Genomic DNA, 12743 nt, shown 5'->3' with positions numbered 1-12743 from the left:
TACTTATCTTTGAATTTCCGGTCCCACTTCCCATTAATGCAGGATAAATACATTCTATCGAGTTAACTTTTTCTTATAAATTACGACTAGAAGCACACATAACAATAGGATTGTAACTATTACAGTCCACTTATTAAATATAAATATCTCTGTACTCACTTTTTGTTTTTCTTTCTCGTTTAACTCCACACGCTCACCTCGAACTAGCAATCTATTGGTGTTTACTCCATAAGGCGTACACGTAATTAAAGTTGTATAATCTTTATTTTCTACAATTTGTAGATCGTCCGTTTCATGTGGTGACACTACTTTAATTTGATTTACTTTATAAGCAAGAACTTTGTCTAAAGAATGAATAAAAAAAAGATCTCCTTCACTCAACTTATCTAAATCTGTAAATAATTTTGCTGATGGTAAACCACGATGCCCTGTTAAAATAGTGTGGGTATTTTCTCCACCTACCGGGAGCGAAGAAAAATCTAAATGACCTATCCCGCGGCTCAATACTTCCTCAGAGGTCCCTTGATAGATTGGCAGTTTTATATTAATTTTCGATATTTCAATATACCCCATTACATCTCCTAAATTTAACGCATCAGCATACGCTTGATGATTACTTTTTTTTTCAGAAAATGGATCTGTAAATGTTTTCATGGAAGTTTGAACTTGTTTATTATATTCGGCTGCTTCTTTTTCCCTACGTTCGACTTCTTTCTTTTGTAGCGCTTTAATCTTCTTATCGTAAGAGCTAATCTCAGAATAATGTGCACGGGTCGCCAACCAATTACTAATAGTAGGATATAAAAAAATACCTAATCCAAATAAAAAAATACCCCCCAAAACAAGATTTCGTTTCATATTTCCACCTCTGTATATGCTTAAATATCGAAAAGAGGAAAGCATTTTGCTTCTCCCCTTTTCATATAGTTACATGTTCCTAAAATCTTAATTTCTAGCAAATTTTTTTCTAAAGAAAACAAGTGCCGCTGTAAGCATTAAAGTAAGGCCTATTACAGTAAAAAGAGTCGTTCCTATACCACCCGTTACCGGAAGAATCCATCCACTTTTATTATTTTCTATCGTTAATTTAACCGTTTGATTATTTTCGCTAATCTTTACATCAATAGGGTCTTTTAATAATTGATAAGAAGCTTTTGTACCATCTTCTTTTGTATATGTCGGTGCTTTCGTTTCAAAAATTTGATAATCTCCATATGGAATGTTAGACCATTTAATAACACCATGCTCATCAGATACACCTGTTACTTCTTTTCCTGCTACGACAACTATTTTTCCATTATGATCTTTAAGTACAAACTCTGCACCTTTTAATTTATTCTTATTAGCACCATCAATTTTTGTTAACTCAATTATTCCAGTTGTTGGAACAACAACTACAGGTTTAGACTCCTTTTCTCCCATTACATCATTTTTATTTGTAAAATCAATTTTTGCTGTATTTAAAATTTCCGAACCAGATGGTACCCCTTCTTTTACTTGGGATTTAATTTGCAAATGAAATTCTTTTTTACCATCTAATTTTGTGAAATCTTTTACTGTAGCTGTTACTTTTTGACCTTCTATAGCTACCTCAACAACGTTTGCATTTACTTCTGCTCCATCAATTTTCACGATTGGCTTTCCTTGAATCACTAAACGATTGTCCAAAGTATCTGTTACCACATATTTTTTGTATTCCTTAATGTCTTCAGGAATTAATGTTTTAATATCATAATTATAATTAGTTAGAGGATTAATTGGTAGCGCTTCCAATTTTGCGTTAATCTTTTTATCAATTGTTGGTTCTTCATAGTTTTTCACTTCTAATTTAACTACTGTACCAGAAGTAATAGTTCCATCTTCATTAATTGTTCCGGAATTCTTAACAAAAAACTCACGTTTAGTTGGATCTATTATATAGCCTTTCGGAGCTTTTGTTTCTTGGAAATAGTATTCTCCATACTCCAATCCTTGCACGCGAATATGACCATTAGCATCTGTTACTAACTCTTTTTTCACTTCTGTACCATCTTTTTTAAATAAAGAGAATACTGCACCTGCTAATGCTTTTTCATTTACACCAGTTTTTATTAAATCCACTGCACCACGTTTAATCTCATTTTTTGGATACATATGAACATCATAGTTTAGCACCTTACCCTCTTTATTCGTTAATGGAATATCCACTGTATACGTATTGGGATTTAGGTTAACATGTGGAGGTCCTGCTACTTCTTTCACTTCATAACGTCCTAGCGGAAGATCTTTTAATACAGCTTGTCCATTATCATCTGTTACTACTTGATTTGGAGTGGCTCCCATTACAGGTTTCACATCTTCTTTTACGATTTTCCCATCATTTGAAATTTTTTCCAAAGAAGCAACCCTTTTCACTTCAAACGTTACACCTTTTAATGGTTTCGCATCTTTTGGCACCTCTTGATTTGCAGAACCGTCACCTTCTAGTCCCTGCACTCCATCTTTTTCTTGTGCATACTTATGAATCGTTAAAGTACCTTTAGATGGTGAATCTGCCTTTACTAATACACTAGACCATGTAGAAAATGTTAAGAAAAACACTAAAAGCACACTAAATATTTTTTTCATTTCTCTTTTCCCCTTTACTACTTGTATCATTTTAAAAATCTCTTTATTACTATTACCTTCTTACAAGCAATAGTGTGCCAAGTATCAGATTTAAACCAATAACATAAAACATAGTCGTCCAACAATCCATTGTTTACAATCACTTATTCACTTTTCTTATCTTCTATTATTACGTTGTCTCTCTGCATGATATATGTAATTTTCTCCCCTGAATTACCCTCATATCTCTACTTCAAGACTTATTACATTGTTACATAATAGCTTTCACTGCTAATTTCGACTAATCACTTACTGTCAATCCATTCATTTCTCCCTTCCTATCCCTATTTAAAATCCAATCTTAATCCTTTTTTGATACATATAAGTAATAACCAACAAATAAGTGTGACGATTCATATTTTACGCTACTGTCCAAAACTATTACCTGTATATTCAAATAATATGTGCTATTCATGTTAAATTATGGTATTATTCTTAGAAGTTTATAACTTTTATTTATATTTTTTATTGATAAAGATTTTCCGTTTCTACTTATGAAAAAAGGAATATATAATTATTCAACTATCACGCATAACTGTAAGGAGGAAGAATATGACTAAAAAGCTCAGTCTAGTTGAGATAGAGTACATTTGCAATATGTTTTTCCAATCTTTCGAAATTCCAGTTTGTTTTTTAGATTGTAACAACAATATTCTTTTAAAATTTAAATCAAAAAATGATTCACATTCGTTGTATACATCAAAAATAGAACAGTTACATATGCTTTTTCAAAGAAATGATACATATAATTCTCCCATCTTCAGAACTCACGAACATCTAGGGCACTTCATTTTAATTCACATAAAGAGTGATTATATGGTGAACGGTACTATTATTATTGGGCCCATGGCACATGTAAATTTTTCTACAAGTAAAGTGGATAGTAACCTTAATTTTATTCCGAATTATAAAAGAACAAGAGACCGTTATTTTTCATTGTCAGTGAAAGATCAAAATTTCTTTGTAAATATAGCAATATTGTTTTATAACATTCTCTATAAAAAAAATTCAGATGTAAGCACCTTTTCAAATAACAGTGACTCAGTTCATATAAGTCATAGCAGAATCTTAAACGAAGATGTATATATTTCAATGCAAAAAGACGAATCCATTTATCATAATTTATATATAGAGCAGCAACTACTTAGATCTATAGAAAACGGGGATAAAGAAACCGTACTCAAATATTATTACGAATTCCAACAAGAGACTCTTTCATCTTTATCTTCATTCCATCAATTAAGACGTCATAAAAACATTTGTATTTCATCCATCACGCTCGCTACTAGATATGCGATAAAAGGGGGACTTCCATCTGGGATTGCTTACAAAATTTATGATTTACATATTCAAAGAACAGAAGATTTAAAAGACAAAGAATCTGTTTGGGATTTATTAAAAAATGCTTTTTGCACCTTTGCAGACCGTGTAAAGGCACAAAAAACACAGCAACATTCACAGACTATTGCTATTTGCAAAAACTATATTTTTAAAAATATTTACAATCCAATATCTGTTAAACAACTTGCTAAATTTGCAAATGTGAATTCAGATTATTTATCTATATTATTTAAAAAAGAGGTCGGTATTTCATTAATTGAGTACATTCAACGTGAACGAGTCGAAGAAGCAAAGAAATTATTAACTTTCACCACCTATCCCTTATCAGACATATGCGCTTCGCTTAATTTTAGCGATCAAAGTTATTTCACTAAAATTTTCAAAAAATTCACCAATGAAACACCTGGTAAATATCGAAAATCTCATGTTGTCATTTAGAGTGAAACTTCCATTAAAACAAAATGTTTTCAGTAACTCATCAATGGCAGATTAGAAGCACTCCCAGATTCATGAACTATAGGATTTATGCTTTTTCCAAACCAAAAAACACGTTACTATTCTTTTATTTTAATGAGAATAGTAACGTGTTTTTTATGTAATGTAGTTTTGTAGACAGAACATGATCCAACTACAAATTTTTATAGAAGCCAAATGCACCGCTTAACTACTAAAATCTTATTAAGTAAAAAATCCATATTTTGTTTTACTTACTTTCTACTTTATTTCTTCTGAATAATGAACTCTTTTCTTCAAACGAATAATCCCTACTATTATTTTTGTATCTTTCTAAATTTGCGAACAAAAGTGAGTACTGTGCCTGTAATAATCATCAATATGCCGATTGCTGCACTGTTATTTGTACTTACACCCGTCTTTGGAAGCTCCTTATATGTATACTCTTTTTTATCGCTATTACTGTTGTTTGAGATATTACTCTTATTTGCCTTATTAGCAAGGCCATTAGCTTTGCTAGTTTCTTTATCTTTCACTAATACTTTTTGTTTTGTATTTACGTCATTACCCATGGAATCTTTGACACTATATATTATTTCATAAGTACCAGCTTTAGTTGTATCTATAGTTCCTTCATACGCTACTTTAGAAGTAAGGTCACCGTCCTCTTTATCAGTAGCTGATACCCCTACCAACGGATCAAATTGATCACCCTCAGTAATTGAAGTTGTAGCAGGTACTTTTAGTATTGGTTTTTCATTTGTAACTTCTTCTCTAACTTTAACCGTTACAGTTTGTTTCGCCGTTACTTCATGACCTTTAGAATCTGTAACCGTGTACGTTAATACGTAAGTACCGACTTTAGATGTATCTACTCCACCATCAACTTTTACTTTAGAAGTAAGATCGCCGTCTTCTTTATCAATAGCTTTTACTTTTATCATTGGATCGAATGAATCTCCTACATGCATTGTCGCTCCAACAGGCACTGTTAATTTAGGTTCTAAATCTAATATTTCTCCATTTCCCTCTACAATTACAGTCTGTCTAGCCGTTGTAGTTCTCCCTTGGGAATCAACAACCAAGTATTCCACAATGTATGTACCTGGTTTTGAAGTATCTACATCGCCTTTATGCTTTACTTTATTTGTTAAATCACCATCTTCTTTATCAACAGCTTTTACATTTCTCATTGGATCAAACGTATCACCTACACGTAGTGTAATGGTAAACGGCACAGTTAACTCTGGAGCTTGATTTTCTGCTGTTTTTTCGTTTTCTTTCACTGTTCCTGGAATTTTTGCCGCATCAAAAGCATTTTGGACTGCTTGAACTTCAATTGAGTTCGTTCCATATTTATTAGTTGCAACTTTAAGGCATGCCAATTTCAATTCAGAGAAATTAGAAGTCATGTTCAATTCATCAGTATTTGCATAATAGAAAATATCAAACATTTTATCTTCACCAATACCATTTATATTTACACCGTTATGAGTACCGCCTTGTGCAATTAAATACGCAACTTTATTAATAATACTTGAGTTAAAATGAACGCCTCCATAATCCTCTCCATTTAAATCATTATATTTACTATAATCATCGGGATACGGTAGTCCTTCTGAAAAATTAATTGCAGTTGGATTTTTCATATTACGAAAAGTCGATCCAGTTTGTTCTCCTATTGTCCAGTTAAATTCCCCATTATTTATGTATTTCTCTATAGCCGTTCCCATAATATCCGATAATGCCTCGTTAATTGCCCCAGATTCTCCTGAAAATTCAAGGTTAGATTCACTTGATGTAACTGCATGTGTAAATTCATGACCGGCTATATCGAACGCTTTTACCATAGGATCTCCATATAAAAGCATACTAATGTTATTAATATTAGTACTAAATGCATTCTCCCAATTTTCAGGATCATTTGTTCCTCCAGAATCCCATGCATGTACCACTGAAACTACTTTTTTTCCTTTATTATCAAAACTATTACGCTTATATTTTTCTTTATAAAAATCATATACCTTTGTTGCTAAGAAATGAGCGCTTACCGCCTTTGGATCATTAAATGTTGTTGAAGCGCTAGTTGCTAGTATGCCAGGATAATAACTTTCTTCATTTGTAATATCTCTATAATTTACATCATATGTCTCAATTCCTTGCCCTCTTGTGTAATCAGCAAGCGCATAATTCCCACTGGTCTGTTTAGAAATACCAAATGTACGAGTTACGCCTAAATCATCTTTTCCTGTTCCAGTTAATGATGTGAAATTGCTAGTTTTATTTTCCTTAACGGATTCAACATACTCTTCACTTATTTTCAAACTTGATTCTTGTACCATATCTTTTAACATATCGCCATTATGAGCATTCACTAAATAAGTTCCAGATACATAATTTGGTGTTGTAGCAGCAAATGTAACTTGATATGCATTGCTAGCCTGCCCATGATTTTCATCAACAAAAATAACCGCCTTAACTTCTGGTTCAGAAATAAATTTAATGTCGTTTCCGTACTTTTTATAAATATATTGTTTCGCTTCTTCTTTTGATAAATTAATAGGTTTCTTTAAATCTTCTTGTGTTAAATTTTGTGCGCTAGCTCCTGAAATGCTTTTAATAATACCTTTTTTATCTACGTGAGCAGTCAACTGGTGGCCATACACTTCTTTTCCTTCATATATTTGTTGCATGCGCACAAGTGTAGTTCCATCATAAGAACCACGTTTTTGAAGAACCTTGTAATCTACTCCTGTTTCTGCACTAACTTGTTTTGGAGACAAAGCATGCTCTGTATTTTCCTTAAGTGCATCTTTCACTACATTCTCTGGCGCCTTTTTTGATGGTTGTGTAAGATCACCTGTACGGAACGAATCCTCTTGAATTTCAACTTGCATTTGACCAGGTTCCTCTGCATGACCTACTCCATATGGTGTTACACTTGTTAAAACGAATCCTGTTGTTAATGCAACTATAGCTATTTCTTTTTTATTTCCCATGATATTTACCTCGTATAAATTTCTATTATTTATATGAAACTGCTAAAATGTATACAATCTATTCCTAACATAAAAAGATGACTTTTGTAATCTACAAAAGCCACCTCTTCAATATGTAATATCCCTAAAATGTTTTTAATACATAATTTCTATACAAAAAAGAAAAAAGCATTCATTAACGAGCATTTTGCAATACTTTTATTAGGTCATTTATATTTTCAACTTTCTGCTGAAACTGATCAAGTCTGCTATGTAGCAATGAAGGATTTTTATCTTCAGTTGAAATAACTTGTTTTAATTCATTTTCTAATTTATCATACATATCAAAGAAATTATCAAATTCTACACTTACAAGTTCTTCATTTTCACGATAGAATCTTTTTGCTTCTATATAAGTCATATATGATTTATTTAAAAATCCTAATGAAATTAAATATTTAGAAGTGTTTTCTTGATAAATAGCAATATCACATGCTATTTTAATATCAGAATAAGTCTTTTGAACGAGACAATGCAATTCAAAAATCTTAAACTTTAATCCATTATTCATTTCATCCCCTCCCATCGTATCTATTCTACATAAAATTAGAATATTATACAAAGAAAATTATTAGCATAAAATTGACAATTAAAAAAATAACTTAAGGATAAACAAAATCCCTCTCATTACAAATTATAATTGCGGAGCATTTACCAACATAACGGCTAAATAAAAAACGAAAAGAATAAATCTTTCCGCTCTTAGAGTAATAAATACATTTCATATTGCGCTAAAGAATTCTTTTCAAATCCACATTTCTTTAAAAAACCCTCCAATAAATTATTGTTAGGAAACCCAATTGATAAACTTGATAAATTTAATTCTTCTCTTGCTACTTGTAATAATTTCATCCCAACACCAATATTTCTATAACCTTTGTCTACGAAAATAAAACTAATTTTACCTTGTTCATTTACGCATAGAGAGCCTTTTAAGTCATTATCGACATATACTAAATCAATATTTACATCACTACACCTTTTATATTGAATCATATAAAATTGCCCTCCAATTGCTTGTATTAAACTAAACATGTACCCATATAATATATTCCATCTATTATAAATTTCAGCTCTTTATTTGAAATGAACGGACATTTCCCTACATATAACTCACTCTTAATTTGTTTTATAACAAACTATCTATTATTTACTACATTAATCTCATAAACACGTAAAAAAGCAATTAAATACTCACATGCTCTTTCACATGCTAGCATTTTAAAGATTTTTTGTTCTTCTTTCGTTTTATCATTTGCTTGATCTGAAGCAGCTTTTAAACAGAGAAATGGTTTTTTATTTATTTGGCATACATAGGCGAAAGCTGCTAATTCTTGATCAACTGCTAATGCTCCATATACGGTATGGAGTAAATATCTCATTTCCGAACTACGAATACGTTGATCTCCTGATAAAAATGTACCGAAATGGATCGGATCATACGATCGTATTTTTTTTATTCTTCTTACAAGTGATTTTGTTGTTTCAATAGGTGCTGTTCTACCGTTATATAAATTAAAAACATCTTCCCCTGAACCAGCAGCAGTAACATCATGTTGTATTGCGTTTAGTGCGACTACAATATGACCGTTTTTCACTTTGTTTGATAAACTTCCGCATATTCCTGTCATAAACAACTCATCTGGCTGAAACTCACTAATTAACAATTGTACACAACTAGCGCAGCTTACTTTACCAACACCAGTAACAACTGATATAATTTCCAGCTCATTAATAGTATGAAAATGAAATTCCCAAGCAGCTCTTTTTTCAACACGTTCACTTGGATAATGTTGATGCAAATACGTCAGTTCTGGTTCCCATGCAGATACAATTGCAATACGTTTCATTACACACTTCACTTCCCCTATTGTCATTTAAATAAGTTATCTATACTTTCTCGTTCATAATCTGGAATCCATTCTTTGTATTTCTTATATAAATCTCGTATTATTTCTTTATTCTTCGCAATTACTTCACATCCTCTATCATCATACATAAACATGACAATATCTTTCGTTGCATTTATGAGAAATACATCTGGATAAGAAATTTCTTTTTTTCGTCCAAATCGAGGATATAGATCAAAGAAATCCTCATGATTAACAACTTGTATAAGCGATTCATATTTAATATGTTCCGCAAGGCATTGTAAAGAAAAATGATATGTACAATATAAATCTGCTTCTTCATCTTCAAATAAAAACGGTAACGTTTCTTATCTTATATGAAATCTTAAATCTCTTTTCTTAATATATTTATTGTATACATTTATTTTCTGTGGAGTTTTTATATTTTCCTTTTTAAATCTATAAACATTTGTCACTACAAACACTACATCTTCTTTTGAAAATATGTCTTCAAATAAGAATTTATTATATGTATATAGTTGAGAAAAGTATTCCGTATTTAAATTGTCGGTTCCTTCTACAATTTGATATTTATCTTTTCCAAAATCAAAATGTAAATGATTTTCCCATTAAGAATATAAGTAGGGTACTAATGTAACTCCTGGAAATGTTTGATTCATATATTCTTTTAATTGCATTTCCTTGTCCTTTCTACTGTACAATTCCTTTTAAATCCCAATATGCTTCTTCTAGCCATGGATGTATAACTTTCAATATATCTTTCCTTTCCCACAAATATGAAATATATACAAAAGCTGCTTTTTCCAAAGATTTTCCCAATCCTTTTTTTATTTCTATTAAATATGGTGGTGTCCCTTTTTGATCCCATTCTATTTTATCTGCAACAAATAATACTAAATCCATCTTCGTTGCATGTTTACGCAACGTTGTGTGGCAACAAATTGCATTTAAAATCGCTTCATCTTCTACTTTAAATATTTCTTTTGCGATTACTCTCGATAGTTTTTGATGAATGATCATAGGAAACTTTCTTTCTGCTTCCACTATTTCTATCCCAAATTCTTCAGCAACTGTAATCCGCTCCTCGTTCGGAAAAATGCCACTAATATCATGTAAATATCCTGCAATTGCTGCTTTTTCTTTATCTACGTGAAACTTTTCTGCAATCTTTTTTGCCACATTTGCCACACAAATTGAATGTTTATATGTAAACTCTTTATTATATTTTAGTAAAAAAACTTGAATATCATTTTCTATTTTTCCCGTTGCAGTAAATGAATATATATCGTCATACAGCATAACAAATCCCCCTCACAACTAACTTTCAGTATAATATAGAATATAAATATCCTCGTTATTTTATATTCGTTATTAATCTTTTTACTCCTTTTTAATACGTTACATGAAATTTTATACAGAATCGTCACTACAAGTACATAAATGTTTGATATTATAGTAATGTTGATGATTTGTAAGGAAAGGAACTACACAATGAATAAAAACATATTAATTATTGATGATGATAAAGAAATTGTTGAATTACTTGCTGTTTATTTGCGAAATGAAGGCTATAACATTTATAAAGCTTATGATGGCGATGAAGCATTGCAAAAGGTTTCTACATATGAAGTTGACCTTATGATTTTGGATATTATGATGCCAAAGCGAAACGGATTAGAAGTTTGTCAGGAAGTGCGTGAAAATAATACTGTACCAATTCTAATGCTTAGTGCAAAAGCAGAAGATATGGATAAAATATTAGGTCTTATGACAGGTGCCGATGATTATATGATCAAGCCATTCAATCCATTAGAATTAGTAGCAAGAGTGAAAGCTTTATTACGAAGATCCTCTTTCCAAAACGCTACTTCGCAAAAGAATGAAGATGGTATTATTCGTATTCGCTCTGTTGAAATACACAAACATAATCATACTGTTAAAGTAAATGGAGAGTATATTAAATTAACCTCTATTGAGTTCGATATTTTATATTTACTTGCAAGTAATACAGGAAGAGTATTTAGTTCAGAAGAAATTTTTGAACGCGTTTGGAATGAAGATGGTTACGGTTCAAATAAGACTGTAATGGTTCATATTAGCAACTTACGGGATAAACTTGAAACAGTAATAAATGGAGAAAAATTTATTCACACTGTTTGGGGAGTTGGCTATAAAATTGAGAAATGAAGCATTTGATATATTAAAAGATATCCCTAAATGGAAACTTATTTTTTGGCTCTTATTAGCTATCACACTCACGCCTATTACTGAGTTAATTATTTATCGCCTCGTTACGAGTGTAATTGAGAGTTCACTTACTCTAACTGAACTTGGTAAAGAATTCATTCGAATTTTTGGTTATGAAAAGTATAAAGGGATTAAAGAATCGTTATGGATGATGATTGTATCTTATTTGTTTTTATTTTCTATTTTTTCATCCTATCTTTACATTTTTTATCTTCACGAGAAAAAACTTTATTATGAAACTTGTATTAAAAAAATGATAGAAGAAATTCGTTATATTGCAAATGGAAACTTCAATCATAAAGTTTCTATTGTAAATCATAATTATCTAGAAGAATTAGCAATCGGGGTCAATGAAATTGTTGAACAATTAAAAGTCTCCATTGATGAAGAAAGACAAGCGGAACAAGCAAAAAGTGAACTTATTACAAATGTATCACATGACTTACGCACTCCCCTTACTTCTATAGTTGGATACGTAAATTTAATCCATCATGATAATTATAGAGATGAAGTAGAATTGCGATACTATATTCAAGTCATTTACGATAAAGTAACTCGTCTTAATGCATTAATGAATGACTTGTTCGAATATACACGTGTTCAAAATAAAGAGTTAAGCTTGTATTCTGTCCCTATTGACATAGTAGAGTTACTTGGGCAATTAACTGTTCAATTCCGTATACAATTTCAAGAAGCAAATATAGAATGTCGACCTTCTTTCCCATCTCAAAAGCTCATGGTATTAGCTGATGGTGAAAAATTAGTGCGTGTGTTTGAAAATCTTATTATAAACGCTATCGCTTATGGAAGCGAAGGTCGCTATATTGACCTTACTGCTTATGAAAGCAATAATATGATTACAATTGATATAACAAATTACGGACAACCTATTCCTAGTACGGATTTACCTCATATTTTTGAACGTTTTTATCGCGTTGAGAAATCTCGCTCTACAAACACTGGTGGATCTGGACTTGGATTAGCTATTGCAAAAAGTATAGTCGAATTGCATAAAGGAACAATTGAAGTATATAGTGATGATGAAAAAACAACATTCACTGTAAAACTACTCCCATACAAATGTTAATATTATAAATAAAAAGTTCAATTTCTTATCATACAAGAAATTGAACTTTTTCCATTAACA

9 protein-coding genes and 2 pseudogenes are annotated in these 12743 nt (G+C 31.1%); 3 read left to right on the top strand and 8 right to left on the bottom strand.

The window, feature by feature from the left end; all coding sequences use genetic code 11:
- Positions 1–54: 54 nt before the first annotated feature.
- Positions 55–858 (bottom strand): class C sortase, encoded by an 804-nt coding sequence (locus AXW78_RS12250; RefSeq protein WP_074593703.1) that lies wholly within the window; start codon positions 856–858, stop codon positions 55–57.
- 87 nt (positions 859–945) lie between these two features.
- Positions 946–2607, bottom strand: a complete 1662-nt coding sequence (locus AXW78_RS12245; protein ID WP_081114031.1) for a SpaA isopeptide-forming pilin-related protein — start codon at positions 2605–2607, stop codon at positions 946–948.
- A 591-nt stretch (positions 2608–3198) separates the two neighbouring features.
- Between AXW78_RS12245 and AXW78_RS12240 the strand changes: the two genes are divergently transcribed.
- Positions 3199–4425, top strand: a complete 1227-nt coding sequence (locus AXW78_RS12240) for an AraC family transcriptional regulator (RefSeq protein WP_000162848.1) — start codon at positions 3199–3201, stop codon at positions 4423–4425.
- 332 nt (positions 4426–4757) lie between these two features.
- On the opposite strand, the gene AXW78_RS12235 is transcribed toward AXW78_RS12240, so the two are convergent.
- From AXW78_RS12235 to yqeK, 6 genes and pseudogenes are all read right to left on the bottom strand, one after another.
- Positions 4758–7439: a M4 family metallopeptidase gene (locus AXW78_RS12235; RefSeq protein ID WP_046946278.1), complete on the bottom strand. Its 2682-nt coding sequence runs from the start codon at positions 7437–7439 to the stop codon at positions 4758–4760.
- A 175-nt stretch (positions 7440–7614) separates the two neighbouring features.
- Positions 7615–7989: a hypothetical protein gene (locus AXW78_RS12230; protein ID WP_001059022.1), complete on the bottom strand. Its 375-nt coding sequence runs from the start codon at positions 7987–7989 to the stop codon at positions 7615–7617.
- Positions 7990–8180: 191 nt separating this feature from the next.
- Positions 8181–8429: pseudogene (locus AXW78_RS12225) on the bottom strand (GNAT family N-acetyltransferase); the annotation flags it as partial.
- 188 nt (positions 8430–8617) lie between these two features.
- Positions 8618–9355: a phosphorylase family protein gene (locus AXW78_RS12220; protein WP_061884189.1), complete on the bottom strand. Its 738-nt coding sequence runs from the start codon at positions 9353–9355 to the stop codon at positions 8618–8620.
- Positions 9352–10026: pseudogene (locus AXW78_RS33830) on the bottom strand (DUF3885 domain-containing protein). The gene AXW78_RS12220 and the pseudogene AXW78_RS33830 overlap by 4 nt, the downstream one beginning before the upstream one ends.
- Before the next feature lie 13 nt (positions 10027–10039).
- Complete coding sequence (gene yqeK, locus AXW78_RS12210) at positions 10040–10648, bottom strand: bis(5'-nucleosyl)-tetraphosphatase (symmetrical) YqeK (RefSeq protein ID WP_061884188.1); 609 nt, start codon at positions 10646–10648, stop codon at positions 10040–10042.
- A gap of 192 nt (positions 10649–10840) precedes the next feature.
- Here yqeK and AXW78_RS12205 point away from each other — a divergent pair, with 192 nt between their 5' ends.
- Both AXW78_RS12205 and AXW78_RS12200 read left to right on the top strand, forming a co-directional pair.
- Positions 10841–11536 (top strand): response regulator transcription factor, encoded by a 696-nt coding sequence (locus AXW78_RS12205; protein WP_001038807.1) that lies wholly within the window; start codon positions 10841–10843, stop codon positions 11534–11536.
- The gene (locus AXW78_RS12200) at positions 11526–12683 is read left to right on the top strand and encodes a sensor histidine kinase (protein WP_001243304.1); all 1158 of its coding nucleotides are present in this window, start codon (positions 11526–11528) and stop codon (positions 12681–12683) included. Before AXW78_RS12205 ends, AXW78_RS12200 begins: the two co-directional genes overlap by 11 nt.
- The last annotated feature ends 60 nt before the right edge of the window (positions 12684–12743 follow it).

Origin of the sequence: Bacillus thuringiensis (genome assembly GCF_001595725.1) — a bacterium.
Lineage (GTDB): Bacteria > Bacillota > Bacilli > Bacillales > Bacillaceae_G > Bacillus_A > Bacillus_A thuringiensis_K.
This window is presented reverse-complemented; position numbering and strand designations above follow the sequence as displayed.